Here is a 16,193-nt window from a genome sequence, read left to right as displayed (position 1 = left end):
TGCCGCTCGGCACCGTCCCCGCTAGCCGTCACAATGGCTCCATTCCAGCTAGGTCCTCACTAGCTCTACCTATGGAGTCAACAAAATGCAAAAAGTCGCACTGTCTATTCTGGTACTGGCCGGCCTCTCTTCCACCTCCGTCATGGCGCAGGATGCCTTCAGCTACGTCAAGGGCTCCGCTACCTGGGCTCACAGCAAGTCTGACTACGTCGGTGGCAAGGACAGCAACAACCGTGACTTTGGCGGCCTGAGCCTGGATCTCTCCAAGAGCTTCGGTTCCAACTTCTATGGTCGTCTGGGCACCGAATACACCTCGCGCAACAGCGGCAACGACAGCATGGCCATCACCAATCTGGGGATGGGGGTGTTCACCCCGCTCAGCTCAGGTCTGAACCTGTACGGTGAAGCGGGCCTGATGGGCTACAGCATGGAGCGTGAGCTGGCCGCCGACGTGAACGACTCCGGCTGGGACAACATCACCCGCAAGGAGAGCGGCAGCCTGTACGGCGAAGTGGGTCTGCGCTACGACCTGGGAGTGATGGAACTCTCCACCGGCTATCGCTACGCCAACATGACCGATGACATGCACGATTTCAAAGTGGGCGCCGCCTACAAGGTGAGCCAGAACCTGGCCCTTACCGCCGACTACACCTATCGCAAGTGGGACCTGCAACAGGGCTCCATCTCCAGCGTGGGTGTGAAGTACAGCTTCTAATTTTTCCATCCTGTCGTGTCTTTGCCCATGGCCCCGGTCATGGGCTTTTTCATTTTCCGGTGATCCTGTTTTCGCCCTTGTGTCGTATCGGTCTTTAATAGTTATACAACTTCCATTCCTTTGTATAACTGCTATAACTGATTCAATACTTATACAAGGGTGGAAATCATGTACAAGATCAAGGTCGGTATCAGTGCCTGCCTGCTGGGGCAGGCGGTGCGGTTTGACGGGGGCCACAAGCGCTCCAGCTTCTGCGAACGGGATCTTGGCGCTCACTTCGACTATCACCCCGTTTGCCCCGAGATGGCCATCGGCCTCGGCGCGCCGCGTGCCGCCATCCGCCTGGTCAAGCGCCATGGGGAGGTGCGTGCCGAGGCGAGCAACGGCAGCTTCGACGTCACCGAGCGGCTCATCGCCTTCAGCGAGCAAAAAGCCCGTCAGCTCGATTTCCTCTCCGGTTACATCCTCTGCGCCAAGTCCCCCAGCTGCGGCATGGAGCGGGTGCGCATCTATGGTGCCAACAACGAGGGGAGCGCCAAGGAGGGGATAGGCCTCTTTGCCAAGGCGTTGATGGCGGCCAACCCATTGCTGCCGGTGGAGGAGGATGGCCGCCTGTGCGATCCCATACTGCGGGAGAACTTCGTGCTGCGGGTCTTCGCCTATCACGACTGGCAGCAGCTCTGCGCCCGCGGGATTACCGCCGCCGCCCTCATTCGCTTTCACTCCCGCTACAAGTATCTGGTGCTCTCCCACGCCAGCACCCACTACCGCACCCTCGGCAAGCTGCTCGGCAACCTCGGCAAGGCCAACCTGCAGGAGGTTGCAGACAGCTACATAAGGGGCTTGATGGCGGCGCTGACCCTGCGCGCCAATCGCCGCAGCCACACCAATGTGTTGATGCACCTGCAGGGCTACTTCAAGCGGGTGCTGAGCTCGTCCCAGAAGCAGGAGCTGGCCGAGACCATCGACAAGTACCGCACCGGCATATTTCCGTTGCTGGTGCCGCTCACCCTGATCCGCCACCATCTGCGGGAATATCCCAATGCCTATCTCGCCGAGCAGGTCTATCTCAACCCGCACCCCGATACGCTCAAGCTGCGCTACGGGCTTTGAATCCTTGTGCTGCGACCCCGGATACGCATCAGCGCCGGGGCGTCCATACCCTGTTGAATGGAAGTAACCATGTCTGATTTACCGCAAGAAGTTGCTCCTCTGCCTGATGAGGGGATCTACCCCATCCGCGAGGTCTCCCGCCTCACCGGAGTCAATGCCGTCACCCTGCGGGCCTGGCAGCGCCGCTACGGGCTGGTGCAGCCCGCCCGCACCGAGAAGGGCCACCGTCTCTACAGCGAGCAGGATATCCGCCAGATAGGCGAGATCCTGAGCTGGCTCGAGCGGGGGGTCAGCATAGGCCAGGTCAAGGGGCTGCTGAGCGAGCCCCACGCCCAGCCGGTGAGCGATCACTGGCAGCAGACCCTGGATCGGGTCAGCCAGGCGCTGCTCGCCTTCAACCAGCGCAAGGCGGAGGCCGAGCTCAACGATCTGCTGGCGAGCTATCCCTTCGAGCTGGTCCGCAGCAGGGTGCTGCAGCCGCTGGTGGAGCGGCTGCTGGGCCTCTGGCGCGAGCGGCCGGACGGCGAGCTGCTGCAACAGGTGTGGCTGGGCTGGCTTCACACCCGCTTCGCCCGCCACCTTATCGAGCAGGAGAAGGGCCTGCCCGTCACCCTGGCGAGCTGGGGTCAGGTGGGCCCGCAGGATCTGGTCTGGGCGGCCTACGAGCTGATAGGTCAAGGCTATGAGGTGCAACTGCTGGGGGCAGTCGAGCCGCGCCACGTCGCCCTGCTGGAGGGGCGGGCGACCACCCCCTGGCGGGTGCTGCTGGGGGCCGGGCTTGGCAAGCCGGCGCTGGCCGCTGGCTGGCCCGCCGGTACCCGCCTCTTTGGCGAGCTGGGGCGACTCTATGACACGGATTGGCTGGTGGCCCACGGCTGGCGGGCGACCCTGGCCGAGGTGATGGCGGACCAGCCTGCCACGCGCGGCTTGAGCGGGCGTGGGAGCAAGAAATCATGAGGCTGGTCTGGTTTCGCAATGACTTGCGTCTGGCCGACAACCCGGCCTTGCGTCATGCCTGCGCCGATGAGGAGCCGGTAGCGGCCCTCTTTGTCATCTCGCCGAGCCAGTGGCGGCGGCACAAGATGGCCCCTATCCGCCAGCGCTTCATCCTGGCCCGGGTCGATGCGCTGGGCCTTGAGCTGGCGGCCCTCGGCATTCCGCTTCATCTGCTGCGGGTCGAGACCTTTGCCGAGGTGCCGGCGGCGCTGGCCGCGCTGACCCGCGAGCTCGGCGTCACCCGGCTCTACGCCAATCAGGCCATCGAGCTTGACGAACAGCGCCGGGATGGTGCCGTCACCGCAGCGCTGGCAGAGCAGGAGGTGAGTTGCCACTGGCTCAACGGCTGCTGCGTGCTGCCGCCGGGGCGGGTACTGACCGGCTCGGGGGAGATGTTCAAGGTGTTCACCCCTTTCAGCCGCGCCTGGCTCAAGGCGCTGGATGAGGATGGCTTCGTCATCCACCGGGCCCCGCCGCCGCGGGGGGCCCCTCTGCCGTGGCAGTCGCTGGCCGAGAGGGCCTTTGTCGATGAGGCGATCGGGGACGTGACCCCGGATCCCCGCTGGCCCGTGGGGGAAGCCGAGGCAAGTCGCCGTCTGAATGATTTTCTGGAGCAGGCGGTGCTGGACTACGGCGAGACCCGGGATTTTCCGGCTCTGGCGGGGACTTCCATCCTCTCTCCCTATCTGGCGGCGGGCATCATAAGCCCCCGTCAGTGCGTGGCGGCCTTGCAGCAGCGGCTCGGCTGCCGGCCCCAGTCCAAGGCGCAGCCCGGTTTTGTCTGGCTGAACGAGCTCATCTGGCGGGAGTTCTATCGCCACCTGCTGGTGCTGGTGCCAAGCCTCTCCATGAACCGGCCCTTCAAGCCGGAGACGGCGGCCCTGCCCTGGAGCTGGGATCCGGATGCCTTCGCCACCTGGTGCGAGGGGCGTACCGGTTACCCCATAGTCGACGCCGCCATGCGCTGCCTCAACGCCACCGGCTGGATGCACAACCGGCTGCGGATGATAGTGGCGAGCTTTCTCACCAAGGATCTGCACATTCACTGGCGGCTCGGGGAGGATTACTTCATGAGCCGGCTGATTGACGGGGATCTGGCGGCCAACAACGGCGGCTGGCAGTGGGCGGCGGGCACAGGCGCCGATGCGGCCCCCTACTTTCGGGTGTTCAACCCGACCACTCAGGGGCAACGATTTGATCCACAAGGGGAGTTTATCCGTACCTGGGTATCTGAGCTTGCCGATCTGCCTGCCACCTGTGTGCACCAGCCCCATGACTGGCTGCGGCTCAAGGGGCGGCAGTATTACCCGGCGCCCATGGTGGATCATGCCGTTGCTCGGGTGAGGGCCATCGCGATGTTCCGTGACCTGGAGAAAAAATAACATGAACGACGCGCTGGCCCATTTCATCGTCCTCTACCTGCAACTGGACAAGCATCAGCTGCACCGCCTGCCGGAGATCTATGCCGATCAGGTGGTGTTCATCGATCCGGCCCACCGCATCGAGGGGCTGGCCGCGCTCACCCGCTATTTCTCCTCCCTCTACGGGCGGCTCAAGGAGTGCCGCTTCGAGATCACCAGCCAGCAGCAGCAGGGCAACGAAGCCTGGCTCAGCTGGGTCATGGTCTTCGCCCATCCCAGGATCGCCGGTGGTCGGCCCGTGCGGGTCGAGGGCGCCACCCGGCTGCAGTTCGATGCCTGGGGCAAGGTCTGCCTGCACCGGGACTACTTCGATCTCGGCGCCATGATCTACGAGCAGTTACCACTGCTGGGGCCCGTGGTGCGCGCCATCAAGGGGAGGCTGGGAGCATGAGCGGACGTGTGCTGATCACCGGGGCCACCTCCGGCATAGGCCGCCAGCTGGCACTCGATTATCGGCGCTCTGGTTGGCAGGTGTGGGGCTGTGGCCGCGACGGCGAGCGGTTGCAGGCATTGGCTCATGAGGGGATCACCCCCCTGCAGTTCGATGCACGGGACAGCGCCGCCATGGCAGAGGTTGCCGCCGGCCTGCCCGCACTGGATCTGCTGATCCTCAACGCCGGCAACTGCGAATACATGGACCTGGCCCAGGGATTTGACGGCGCCCTCTTTGCCCGGGTGATCGAGACCAACCTGGTCGCCACCGGCCACGCCCTGGCCGCCTTCCTGCCGCGGCTGGCGTCCGGGTCGCGGCTCGCCATCGTCGGCTCCTCGGTGAGCTGGCTGCCCCTGCCAAGGGCCGAGGCCTATGGCGCCTCCAAGGCCGCCCTCGACTATCTGGCCGCCACCCTGCGTCTCGATCTCGCGGCCCGGGGCATAGGGGTGACCCTGATCCGCCCGGGCTTCGTGCAGACGCCGCTCACCGCGAAGAATGATTTTCCCATGCCCTGTCTGGTGACGGTGGAGCAGGCTTCCCGCGCCATCCTGACCGGGCTGGCCGCCGGTCGTCACCAGATCCACTTCCCCCGTCGCTTCATCTGGCTGCTGCGCCTGCTGGGGGCGCTGCCGACAGGGCTCTGGCTGCGCCTCGGTCGCGCCCTCATCTCGAAAGGATCCCCGTCATGAAGAAAAAGATCGCCATCATAGGTTCCGGGATCTCGGGGCTCAGCGCCGGTTATCTGCTCCACAAGCTGCACGACATCACCCTGTTCGAGGCGGCCCCCCTGCTCGGCGGACATACCGCCACAGTAGATGTCAGCCTGGCCGGTCGCAGCTATGCCATCGACACCGGCTTTATCGTCTTCAACGATCGCACCTACCCGAATTTCCTGAAATTGCTGGAGCGGATCGGGGTGGCGCGCCAGCCCACCGAGATGAGCTTCTCGGTCAAGAGCCCAGAGGGGCTGGAGTACAACGGCTACAACCTGGATACCCTGTTTGCCCAGCGCAGCAACCTGCTGAGCCCGCGTTTTTACCGCTTCGTCGCCGAGATACTGCGTTTCAACCGAGAGGCCCGCGCCTGGCTGGCGGAGCTTGGGCGCCACGGCGGTGGCAGCGAACCTACCCTGGGGGATTTCCTGCAACTGGGGGAGTTCAGCGACTACTTCGCCCGTCACTACATACTGCCCATGGGGGCGGCCATCTGGTCCTCCACCCTGGCGGACATGCGCGCCTTTCCGCTGGGCTTCTTCCTGCGTTTCTTTGCCAACCACGGCCTGCTCGATGTGGCCAACCGCCCCCAGTGGTACGTCATTCCGGGAGGCTCGCGGGAATACATAGGCCCGCTCACCGCAGGCTGGCTGCCGCGGATCCGGCTGGCCTGCCCGGTGCAGCGGATACGGCGCACGGCCGAGGGGGTACTGGTCCTAAGCGGCTACGGGGAGGAGCGTTTTGACGAGGTGATCCTCGCCTGTCACAGCGATCAGGCGCTGGCCCTGCTGACGGATGCCAGCGAAGGGGAGCAGGCCATTCTCGGCGCCATGGCCTATCAGGCCAACGACGTCTGGCTGCATACCGATGCCAGCTGCCTGCCCAGCCGTCGCAAGGCCTGGGCCAGCTGGAACTATCAGCTCGGGGATGATGACGAGGCGCGCCCCCTGGTGAGCTACAACATGAACATCTTGCAGGGGATAAGCTCGCCGCAGTCCTTCTGCGTCAGCCTCAATCCCCAGGGCCGGGTGGACGAAAGCAAGGTGCTGCGCCGCTTCGTCTATCACCATCCGGTCTTCAATCAGGCCTCCATCGCCGCCCAGCAGCGACGAGCCGAGATCTGCGGCCGGCAGCACACCCATTTCTGCGGCGCCTACTGGTACAACGGCTTTCACGAGGACGGGGTGCGCAGCGCCCTGGACGTGGCCAGTCGCTTCGGAGCCAGCCTGTGAAGGCCGCCAGCGATACCATCAGCGCCATCTGGCAGGGCTCGGTGCGCCACCGCCGCTTCGCGCCGAGCCGCCACGCCTTCTCTTACGGCCTCTTCATGCTGGGGCTGGATCTGGACGAACTGCCGGGGCTCAGCCAGGGGCGCTGGTTCGCCGTGGAGCGGGCCGGGCTGCTCTCCTTTCGCCGAAGCGACTATCTGAGTGGCAGCGACGGCAGTCTCAAGCAGGCGGTGTGGGACAAGGTGACCGCTCTTGGCGGCAGTGCCGAGCCGGACGGTCGGGTGCTGCTGCTCGGCAACGTGCGCTGCCTGGGCTTCTACTTCAGCCCGGTCAACTTCTACTTCTGCTACCAGCAGGGGGAGGCGCGCTATCTGCTGGCGGAGGTGTCGAACACCCCCTGGAACGAGCGCCACTACTACCTGCTGGATCTGGCGGCCCTGGCGCCCCACGACAAGGCGTTTCACGTATCCCCTTTCATGGGACTGGCCATGCGCTACCACTGGCGCATCAGGGCGCCGGCGCAGGAGACGCTGATCCATATTGAGAGTCATCCGACGTCCGGCGAGGCCAAGCTGTTCGACGCCACCCTGGCGCTGCGCCGCGAGCCGCTGTCGCGCCAGGGGCTGGTGGCCCTGCTCGCCCGCTGGCCCTGGATGACCCTGAAGGTGCTGCTCGGTATCTACTGGCAGGCCCTGCGTCTTTTTATCAAACGAATCCCGATCTTCAGCCATCCGGAGAGCCGCTAATGGAACTTGCTCAATCAACCCTCTCTGCCTCCTTCATCGACAAGGGGGCCAGGCAACTGCTGCTCAGCCTGCTGGGACGCCTCGAACAGGGGCAACTGCTGCTGCGGGACGGCAACGAGCGCCACAGCTTCGGGGTGGCGGGCACAGATCTCCATGCCGAGGTGATAGTGCAGGATCCGGCCTTCTATCGCCGCCTGCTGCTGGGGGGCAGCATAGCCGCCGGTGAGACCTGGGTGGAGGGGCTCTGGACCAGCCCGGATCCGGTGGCCCTGGTGCGGCTGCTGGCCCGCAACCTGACGCTGCTCGACAGCCTGGAGCGGCGTTTGGGCTGGCTCAGCTTCCCCTTCAACAAGGTGCGTCACTGGCGGAGCCGCAACACGCTGACCGGCTCGAGATCCAACATCGCCGCTCACTATGATCTCGGCAATACCCTCTATCAGGGCTTCCTCGACAGCCACATGCAGTACTCGAGCGCCATCTACCCGAGCGCCGAGGCCACTCTGGAGCAGGGGCAGCAGGCCAAGCTGCGCACCATCTGCGAGCGGCTCGAGCTGGGGCCTGACGATCACCTGCTGGAGATAGGCACCGGCTGGGGCGGCCTGGCTGTCTATGCCGCTCGCCACCATGGCTGCCGGGTGACCACCACGACTATCTCCCAGGCCCAGCATGATTACGCAAAAGAGTGGATTGCCCGGGAGGGGCTGGGGGATCGCATCACCCTGCTGCTGGAGGATTACCGCAAGCTGGAGGGGAGCTTCGACAAGCTGGTCTCCATCGAGATGATAGAGGCGGTGGGGCACGCCTTCCTGCCGGACTACTTCCGCCAGCTGTCGCGCCTGCTCAGGCCCGGCGGCCGCCTGCTCATTCAGGCCATCACCATAGCCGATCAGCGCCACGCCCAGTATCTGCGCGGTGTCGACTTCATCCAGCGCTACATCTTCCCCGGCGGCTGTCTGCCGAGCGTCTCCCAGATGGCGGGGCTGCTCGCCCGGGAGACCGACATGCAGCTGGTGCGGCTGCACGATCACGGCCACCACTACGCCCGCACCCTGGCCCACTGGTGTGAACGCTTCCTGGCGCTGGCCCCGGAGTTGCCAAGGCTCGGCTACAGCCAGGACTTCATCCGGCTGTGGCACTTCTATTTTGCCTACTGCGAGGGGGGCTTCTGGGAGCGGGCCATCAGCCTGGTGCAGCTGGAGGCGGCCAAGCCGGGCCCGCTCGGCTGGTCCGGCGATCTGCCAGTGAGCGGTCACTGACTATGTGGCAGTGGGCCCACCTGCTGGGGTTCAACCTCTACTGGTTGCTGGCGGTGAAATGGCAGCAACCAGGCCCGCTGCTGCTGATGTTGTTGCTTCATTTCCTCTTCTCCCCCAGCCGCAGGCGCGATCTGCGGTTATTGCCGGTGGCCCTGGCTGGCTGTCTGCTCGACGGCCTGCTCTGGCGGCTCGGCCTGTTCCAGTTTCCGTCCGGCTTCCCCCTCTGGCTGTTGCTGCTCTGGTGCGGTTTTGCCCTGACCCTCTCCCACGGTCTGCGCTGGCTTCGGCCCTTGCCCCGCTGGCAGCAGGCGCTCTTTGGCATGGTGGGGGGCGCCAGCTCCTATGTGGCGGGGGCTGCCATGGAGGCCGTACACTTACCCTGGGGCATCTGGATCAGCACGGCGCTGCTGGCGGTGATCTGGATGTGGTGGTTACCCGTACTGCTGTGGGTAACGGTGACGCTGGAGGGTGAGCCGAGATGAACGCCTTTTCGACCGACGCCTTGTTGTTTTCCAAATGGACCAAGGAGAGCCAGTACGAGCTGGCCGACCGCTTCTACCTGGTGGTGGCCTGCCAGCGGGATGCGCGAGGTCAACTGGCGAGCGTGGTGATGCAGGATATCAATACCCTGCAGGAACAGGAGATGGACTGGCATGAACTGGAAGATCCTGCCCATTGGCACATGGGGTGGAATTAGTGCCTTGCTGGCGGCGCTGACGCTACTTGTTGCTACTGCCGTGCAGGCCTCTGCCGTCCCCTGGCAGCAGCTGCGCGCGGTCGGGCAGGGGGAGATGAGCTGGCTCTGGTTCAAGCTCTATGATGCCACCCTCTATAGCGCGAGCGGCCGCTACGAGCCCGGTCGCTATCCGCAGGCGCTCACCCTGACCTATGCCAGAGCCATAGAGCAGGAGGATCTTTTGAGCGCCACCGCCGCCGAGTGGCAGCGGCTCGGGCTTGGCAGCGAGACGGATCGCGAGCGCTGGCTCGGTCGGCTCGCCGCCCTCTGGCCCGACGTCGGAGCGGGGGACAGACTGACCTTCTATGTGGACAGTGCGGGAGCCGGCCACTTCTGGTGGCAGGACAAGCCCCTGGGTTCCCTCGCCGATCCGCAGTTTTCTGCTGCCTTTCTGGCCATCTGGCTCGCCGACAACAGTCGTGATCCCGGGCTCACCCGCCGCCTGCGGGGTCAACTCTGATGCTGGAATACTCACTGTCTTTCTATCGTTATTGTCGCTTTCTGCTGCTGTTGTCACTCGTGGTACTGACGGGGTGTGGCAGCAGTCTGGATGACTACCGTGGTCAGGAGCCGAACTGGGATCTCGCCCGTTTCTTCAATGGCAAGCTGGTGGCCCATGGCCTGGTGACAGACCGTAGCGGCGAAGTGACCAGTCGCTTTCGGGTCGAGATGCTGGGGCGCTGGCGAGAGGGTAAGGGGGAGCTGTTCGAGCAGTTCTATTTCGATGACGGCCGCCGGCAGACCCGCACCTGGTTTTTGCACAAGGGGGCGGATGGGCACTGGCGCGGCACCGCATCGGACGTGGTGGGGGAGGCGGTGGGCAAGACGGCAGGCTTTGCCCTGAACTGGCGTTATCAACTCGATCTGGCCCTGCCGGACGGGGAGCTGGTGCGGGTGAGCTTCGATGACTGGATGTATCTGCTGGATGAAGATCGCCTGATCAATCGCGCCGAGATCAGCAAGTTCGGCATTCACCTGGGGGAGGTGATCCTCTACATCGAGCGGCTCGGGGCATGAGTCAGGAGCTGGAGCCCGCTGGGCGATAGCCATTCGCTATCAATCGGCAAGGCAGAGGCGATTGTCCTTTGAGTCTGCGCAGGGATATGCTGACTCCGTTCCCAATAATGTTTACCACCTGGAGGTGAATGATGAAGAGCCCCATTGGTCTTGATACCGTTCAATCACAAGCCCTGGCTGCCGAGCTGAACAAGTTGCTGGCCAGCTACCAGATCCTCTACATGAACGTCCGTGGTTTCCACTGGAATATCCGCGGCAACCAGTTCTTCGAGCTGCACCTGAAATTTGAAGAGATCTACAACGATCTGCTGCTCAAGGTCGATGCCCTGGCCGAGCGCATCCTCACCCTGGATGGGGTGCCCATGCACAGCTTCAGCGACTATCTCAAGGTCTCCGCCATCCCCGAGCAGAAGGGGCTGCACGACGGCCGCGCCTGCGTCGAATCCCTGCTTGAGAGCTTCCGCGAGCTGCTGGTCGCCCAACGCAGGATCCTGGGGCAAGCCGCCGAGGCCGGTGACGAGGGCACCGCGTCCATCCTCTCCGACTATGTGCAGCAGCAGGAAAAACTGGTCTGGATGCTGCGCGCCTATCTGGCCTGATCCGCTCTTCTCGTTATCGCACACCGAATTGTCTCTCCTTTAATCCACCCGCTTGCCGCCCTGTCTGGGCGGCTTTTTTGTTTTTGATCTGCATCAATGAAAACTTAATTGGCAAATTGAATGCCTATTAAGTTTTTCGCGAGGGGCATAGAATCGCCACAAAACAAGTAACTGAAATGTCCAATTAGGAGAGGCATGATGTTTTGTGTGCAATGTGAACAGACAATTCGTACCCCGGCAGGCAATGGCTGCGCTTACGCACAGGGCATGTGCGGCAAGACGGCCGAGACCTCGGATCTGCAGGATGTGCTGATCTATGCGCTGCAGGGCCTCAGTGCCTGGGCGCTGGCCGCCCGCGAGCACGGCGTCATCGACAACGAGATCGATGCCTTCGTGCCCAAGGCCTTCTTCGCCACCCTCACCAACGTCAACTTCGACTCCGCCCGCATCGTCGGCTATGTCAACCAGGCGCTGGCTCATCGTCAGCAACTGGCCGGCCGTCTGGCCGCGCTGGCGGTGCAGGTTACCGGTTTGCCCGAGGCCGCCGGCTTCGAGCCGGGTGCCGAGCTGCTGGAGCAGCTGGCCCATGCGCCCCAGACCGCGGTCAACCGCGGCAAGAGCGAGGTGCACGAAGACATCATGGGGCTGCGTCTGCTCTGCCTCTATGGCCTCAAGGGCGCCGCCGCCTACATGGAGCACGCCCGGGTGCTGGGTCAGCAGGATAGCGAGGTGGCCGCCGAGTTCCATCGCATCATGAGCTGGCTCAGCACCGATCCGAGCGAGCTGGATCCCCTGTTCAAGTGCGCCATGGAGATAGGCCTGCTCAACTTCCGTGTCATGGAGATGCTGGATCTCGGTGAAACCAGCGCCTTCGGCCACCCTGAGCCGACTCAAGCAAGGGTCACCCCTGTGCCTGGCAAGTGCATCCTGGTCTCCGGCCACGACATGGTGGATCTCAAGCTGATCCTGGAGCAGACCGCAGGCACCGGCATCAATGTCTACACCCACGGCGAGATGCTGCCGGCGTTGGCCTATCCCTTCTTCAAGCAGTATCCCCATCTGGTGGGCAACTACGGCTCCGCCTGGCAGAACCAGCAGAAGGAGTTCGCGAACTTCCCCGGCGCCGTGGTGATGACCTCCAACTGCATCATCGATCCGAACGTGGGCGACTACAGCGATCGCATCTTCACCCGCTCCATCGTCGGCTGGCCGGGCGTGACCCATCTGGAGGGGGAAGACTTCTCCGCCGTGGTGGCGAAGGCGCAGGCGCTGGAGGGCTTCAAGCACACCGAGCTCGAGCACTTCATCACCATCGGCTTCGCCCGCAACGCCCTGATGCAGGCCGCCCCCGCGGTGATCGACAAGGTCAAGGCCGGCGAGATCAGTCATTTCTTCCTGGTGGGCGGTTGTGACGGCGACAAGGCCGAGCGCGCCTACTTCACCGAGTTTGCCAAGGCCGCCCCCCAAGACAGCCTGTTGCTCACCCTGGGCTGCGGCAAGTACAAGTTCAACAAACTCGACTTCGGCAACATTGGCGGCATTCCCCGTCTGCTGGACGTGGGCCAGTGCAACGACGCCTACTCCGCCATCCAGCTGGCACTGGCGCTGTCCGAGGCGTTCGAGTGCGGCGTCAACGATCTGCCGCTGACCCTGGTGCTCTCCTGGTTCGAGCAGAAGGCCATTGTCATTTTGCTCACCCTGCTGGCGCTCGGGGTGAAGGACATCCGCACCGGCCCGACCGCCCCGGCCTTCCTCACCCCGGCCCTGCTCAAGGTGCTGGAGGAGCAGTTCGGCCTGAAAGGCACCACCACGGCCGAAGCGGATCTGGCCGAGATCCTGGCGGCCTGACGCCGCAGGCTGTGCCAGCCTGATCATCTCAGCGTGTTGTAAGCCTTTGGCGAGCCCCCCGGCTCGCCTTTTTTCGAATCAGACCTTTTCATCAGACCGAGGAGCCTTGTGATGACCTCTCTCACCCTGCGCTGCATTGGCCGCCGTGCCGACACCCATGATGTGGTGAGCTGGCAGTTCGCCGCCGTCGATGGCGCCTTGCCCCCGGTGCTGGCCGGCCAGTGCCTGACCCTGCACACCGAGGTAGGCGGCGAGCCCAAGTGCCGCGCCTACACCCTCTCCTCCAGCCCGCAAGATCCTTTCTGGCAGGTCACCATCAAGGATGTGGGACTGGTGTCCCATCATCTGCACCAGCACCTGCAGCTGGGGGATGAGATCCGGGCCGACGGCCCCTTCGGTGACTTCAACCTGAGCGCCTTGCCCTGCGAGCGACCGCTGCTGCTGAGCGCGGGCTCCGGCATAACCCCCATGTGGGCCATGCTGCGCGACGAGCTGGCCAAACGCCCTGAGGCGGACATTCGTTTCATCCACAGCGCCCGCTCCCCCGAGGATGTGATCTTCGCCAGCGAACTGGCGGCACTGGCCGAGGCACATAGCGGGCTGCGCCATGCTTTAGTGCTGGAGAAAGTGCTGGAGCAGGACCAGACCACTCACCCCTGGCTCGGCCGGCTCGACCCCGCCATGCTGAGGGAACTGGCGCCGGACCTGCTCGGCCGCCACGTCTATCTGTGTGGGCCCGCGCCCTACATGGCCGCGGTGAGCGCCATGCTGGCGGAGCTGGGCCTGCCGGTCGCTCAACTGCATCAGGAGTCATTCGGCCTACCCGAGGCGGCGCCGGTGGCCACCGATGGCGACCATTTCTGGCTGACCCTGAAAAAAAGCGGCAAGAAGGTGAAGATACTGCCGGGCCAGACCCTGCTGGCCGCCCTCGAGGGTGCCGGCGAGACCATGGCGGCCGCCTGCCGCGCCGGGGTCTGTGGCGCCTGCCGCTGCACCACGACCGGTGAGATCGAGCGCCAGAGCGTGGTGACGCTCAGCACGCAGGATCTCGAGAGCGGGGTGGCGCTGGCCTGCTCCTGCACCGCCAAAGGGGACATCAGTCTGGCGTATTGAGGGCGTCATTGATCTCTTCGTCTTTTCCCTGTGGGGGCGGACGGGTACACTCTGCCCCAGTTTCAGCAGAACACGGGGTAACAAATGACAATACTGGTCACGGGCGGCGCCGGCTATATCGGCTCCCACACTCTGGTCGAGCTGCTCAATGCGGGGCAGCAGGTGGTGGTACTGGACAATCTTTCCAACTCTTCCCCCGAGTCCCTCAAGCGGGTCGAGCGGATCACCGGTCAGGCGGTCACCTTCGTCGAGGGCGATATTCTCGACCGGGCCTGCTTGCAGCGGCTGTTCGCCGCCCATAAGATTGAATCTGTGATCCACTTCGCCGGCCTCAAGGCGGTGGGGGAGTCGAGCCAGATACCGCTCACCTACTACCAGAACAACGTGACCGGCACCCTGGTGCTGTGCGAGGAGATGGCCAAAGCCGGCGTGTTCCGGCTGGTGTTCAGCTCCTCGGCTACCGTCTATGGCGATCCCGCCTCTGTGCCGCTGCGGGAAGATTTTCCCACCAGCGCGACCAACCCCTATGGCCGCTCCAAGCTGATGGTGGAAGAGATACTGCGGGATCTCGCCAAGTCCGATCCGCGCTGGGCCATAGTGCTGCTGCGCTACTTCAACCCGGTCGGCGCCCACGAGAGCGGCCTCATCGGCGAAGATCCCAACGGCATTCCCAACAACCTGCTGCCCTACATCAGCCAGGTCGGGGTGGGCAAGCTCAAGGAGCTGGGGGTGTTTGGCAACGACTACCCGACGCCGGATGGCACCGGGGTGCGCGACTACATCCACGTGGTGGATCTCGCCATCGGCCACCTGAAGGCGCTGGCCCGCATCGCGACCGACACCGGGGTATTCACCTACAACCTCGGCACCGGCCAGGGCTACTCGGTGCTGGAGATGATCCGTGCGTTCGAGGCGGCCAGCGGTCGCCCCATTCCTTACCAGGTCAAGCCCCGCCGCCCCGGCGACATCGCCGAGTGCTGGGCCGAGCCGCACAAGGCCAGCACCGAGCTGGGCTGGCGCGCGGAGCGCGGGCTCGAGCAGATGATGGTGGACACCTGGCGCTGGCAAAGCCAGAATCCGAACGGCTATCAGGCCTGAGGGGCTGAAGCCCGAATAGCAAAACGCCCCGGCATGGCCGGGGCGTTTTTTTATCAGCGCGTGGCGAGCTTACTGGATGCTCTTGCCCGCGCGCACGTCCTTGACGATGGCCTGCAGGCTCGCCAGATCGCGCGGTGCACCGCGCAGGATCTGGTCACCGATGATGAAGGCCGGAGTACCCGAGATGCTCATGGCTTCGGCCAGGGCACGGTTGGTGCCGAGGTTCTGATCGATGCTGCCGTCCTTGAACTTGGCCTCGACCTTGCTCCAATCCACCCCGGCGGCCGTGGCGATCGCTTTCACCTGGGCTTCGTCGGCCAGCGGACCCTGATGGGCATACAGCTTGTCGTGGAAGGTCTGGTATTTGTCAGGCTGACCCAGCTGCACCGCCAGGGCGGCGCGGGCGGCATAGTAGGAGGTCTCGCTCAGGATGGGGAACTGCTTGTAGATGTAGCGGATCTCCTTGTCTTCACCGAGCAGCTGCTTGACGAGCGGGTGAGCGCGCTTGCAGTAGCCGCAGTTGTAGTCGAAAAACTCGACCACGGTCAGGCTGCCCTTGGGGTTGCCGCTCTCGGGATCCTGGTTGGAATAGAGCTGTTTGGCATGAGCCTCGATCAGGGATTTGTCGCTGGCGGCCTGCTGGCTCTCCTGCTTGGCGCGCAGGGCATTGGACATCTCGACCAGTATTTCAGGATTCTTGACCAGGTAGTCGCGCACGATCTGCTCGACATCCGTTTTGGTCAGCTCGCTCGCCTGCACCGGCGCCGCAAGCAGGGTCGCGCCAGTCAAGGCTGCGATCAGGGCATGTTTGATTCTCATAAGTCCATCTTGCTGGAATATCGTGGTGGCCACTATAGTGGGTGAGTCTGTTTTCAAGTCAAGTTATCCGGTCTAAAAAGCGCGGCTCATGCCCTGTTTGTGGGCTTTTTGCGTAGTTTAGCCCAATAAATCGGCAAACGAACGGGGCGGGGATTTACAAGCCGGATCGGCATGGGTAATATTCGGCGCACTGCTGCGGAGGGGTGGCAGAGCGGCTGAATGCACCGGTCTTGAAAACCGGCGATGGGCGACCATCCGTGGGTTCAAATCCCACCTCCTCCGCCATTCATTCAGAGCCCAAGCGATTCAATCGCTTGGGCTTTTTCATATCCGCGCGCCAC

At 63.9% G+C, this 16,193-nt stretch carries 18 protein-coding genes and 1 tRNA gene; 18 read left to right on the top strand and 1 reads right to left on the bottom strand.

Annotated features, from left to right (window positions below; translation table 11 throughout):
- Positions 1-85: 85 nt before the first annotated feature.
- The 17 genes from EL255_RS16435 to galE all read left to right on the top strand — a co-directional run bounded on the left by EL255_RS16435 (position 86) and on the right by galE (position 15,033).
- Positions 86-715: an outer membrane beta-barrel protein gene (locus EL255_RS16435; protein ID WP_042654140.1), complete on the top strand. Its 630-nt coding sequence runs from the start codon at positions 86-88 to the stop codon at positions 713-715.
- 168 nt (positions 716-883) lie between these two features.
- A complete protein-coding gene (locus EL255_RS16430; protein WP_042654139.1) occupies positions 884-1,828 on the top strand; it encodes a YbgA family protein in 945 nt (314 codons plus the stop codon).
- Between the two features lie 69 nt (positions 1,829-1,897).
- Entirely contained in the window at positions 1,898-2,785 is an 888-nt protein-coding gene (locus EL255_RS16425) for a MerR family transcriptional regulator (protein WP_042654138.1), read from the top strand.
- A complete protein-coding gene (gene phrB, locus EL255_RS16420; RefSeq protein WP_042654137.1) occupies positions 2,782-4,206 on the top strand; it encodes a deoxyribodipyrimidine photo-lyase in 1,425 nt (474 codons plus the stop codon). Before EL255_RS16425 ends, phrB begins: the two co-directional genes overlap by 4 nt.
- A 1-nt stretch (position 4,207) precedes the next feature.
- Positions 4,208-4,636, top strand: coding sequence for a nuclear transport factor 2 family protein (locus EL255_RS16415; protein ID WP_042654136.1), 429 nt, complete (start codon positions 4,208-4,210; stop codon positions 4,634-4,636).
- Positions 4,633-5,367 (top strand): SDR family NAD(P)-dependent oxidoreductase, encoded by a 735-nt coding sequence (locus EL255_RS16410; RefSeq protein ID WP_042654135.1) that lies wholly within the window; start codon positions 4,633-4,635, stop codon positions 5,365-5,367. The genes EL255_RS16415 and EL255_RS16410 overlap by 4 nt, the downstream gene beginning before the upstream one ends.
- A complete protein-coding gene (locus tag EL255_RS16405) occupies positions 5,364-6,623 on the top strand; it encodes an NAD(P)/FAD-dependent oxidoreductase (RefSeq protein ID WP_042654134.1) in 1,260 nt (419 codons plus the stop codon). The genes EL255_RS16410 and EL255_RS16405 overlap by 4 nt, the downstream gene beginning before the upstream one ends.
- Positions 6,620-7,366 (top strand): DUF1365 domain-containing protein, encoded by a 747-nt coding sequence (locus EL255_RS16400; RefSeq protein WP_042654133.1) that lies wholly within the window; start codon positions 6,620-6,622, stop codon positions 7,364-7,366. Before EL255_RS16405 ends, EL255_RS16400 begins: the two co-directional genes overlap by 4 nt.
- Positions 7,366-8,622 carry an SAM-dependent methyltransferase gene (locus EL255_RS16395; RefSeq protein WP_042654132.1) on the top strand — a complete coding sequence of 419 codons (1,257 nt, stop codon included), beginning with the start codon at positions 7,366-7,368 and terminating at the stop codon, positions 8,620-8,622. The genes EL255_RS16400 and EL255_RS16395 overlap by 1 nt, the downstream gene beginning before the upstream one ends.
- Before the next feature lie 2 nt (positions 8,623-8,624).
- Positions 8,625-9,104: a DUF2878 domain-containing protein gene (locus EL255_RS16390; RefSeq protein ID WP_042654131.1), complete on the top strand. Its 480-nt coding sequence runs from the start codon at positions 8,625-8,627 to the stop codon at positions 9,102-9,104.
- Positions 9,101-9,319, top strand: coding sequence for a TIGR02450 family Trp-rich protein (locus tag EL255_RS16385; RefSeq protein ID WP_042654130.1), 219 nt, complete (start codon positions 9,101-9,103; stop codon positions 9,317-9,319). Before EL255_RS16390 ends, EL255_RS16385 begins: the two co-directional genes overlap by 4 nt.
- Complete coding sequence (locus EL255_RS16380; protein WP_042654129.1) at positions 9,276-9,818, top strand: chalcone isomerase family protein; 543 nt, start codon at positions 9,276-9,278, stop codon at positions 9,816-9,818. The genes EL255_RS16385 and EL255_RS16380 overlap by 44 nt, the downstream gene beginning before the upstream one ends.
- Positions 9,818-10,375, top strand: coding sequence for a DUF3833 domain-containing protein (locus EL255_RS16375; RefSeq protein WP_042654128.1), 558 nt, complete (start codon positions 9,818-9,820; stop codon positions 10,373-10,375). The genes EL255_RS16380 and EL255_RS16375 overlap by 1 nt, the downstream gene beginning before the upstream one ends.
- A 131-nt stretch (positions 10,376-10,506) precedes the next feature.
- A complete protein-coding gene (locus EL255_RS16370) occupies positions 10,507-10,974 on the top strand; it encodes a Dps family protein (RefSeq protein WP_021140949.1) in 468 nt (155 codons plus the stop codon).
- Between the two features lie 198 nt (positions 10,975-11,172).
- Positions 11,173-12,822, top strand: coding sequence for a hydroxylamine reductase (gene hcp, locus EL255_RS16365; RefSeq protein WP_042654127.1), 1,650 nt, complete (start codon positions 11,173-11,175; stop codon positions 12,820-12,822).
- A gap of 111 nt (positions 12,823-12,933) precedes the next feature.
- A complete protein-coding gene (locus tag EL255_RS16360) occupies positions 12,934-13,935 on the top strand; it encodes an FAD-binding oxidoreductase (protein ID WP_042654126.1) in 1,002 nt (333 codons plus the stop codon).
- A gap of 84 nt (positions 13,936-14,019) precedes the next feature.
- Positions 14,020-15,033: a UDP-glucose 4-epimerase GalE gene (gene galE / locus EL255_RS16355; RefSeq protein WP_042654125.1), complete on the top strand. Its 1,014-nt coding sequence runs from the start codon at positions 14,020-14,022 to the stop codon at positions 15,031-15,033.
- Positions 15,034-15,102: 69 nt separating this feature from the next.
- Here the strand turns inward: galE and EL255_RS16350 are convergent, their stop codons facing one another.
- Complete coding sequence (locus EL255_RS16350) at positions 15,103-15,852, bottom strand: DsbA family protein (RefSeq protein WP_042654124.1); 750 nt, start codon at positions 15,850-15,852, stop codon at positions 15,103-15,105.
- A 197-nt stretch (positions 15,853-16,049) separates the two neighbouring features.
- Between EL255_RS16350 and EL255_RS16345 the strand changes: the two genes are divergently transcribed.
- Positions 16,050-16,137: transfer RNA gene (locus tag EL255_RS16345), tRNA-Ser, on the top strand.
- Positions 16,138-16,193: the final 56 nt, after the last annotated feature.

The organism is Aeromonas encheleia, assembly GCF_900637545.1.
GTDB lineage: Bacteria > Pseudomonadota > Gammaproteobacteria > Enterobacterales > Aeromonadaceae > Aeromonas > Aeromonas encheleia.
Note: the sequence above shows the minus strand (reverse complement) of the source record. Positions and strands in the feature narration are given on the sequence as shown.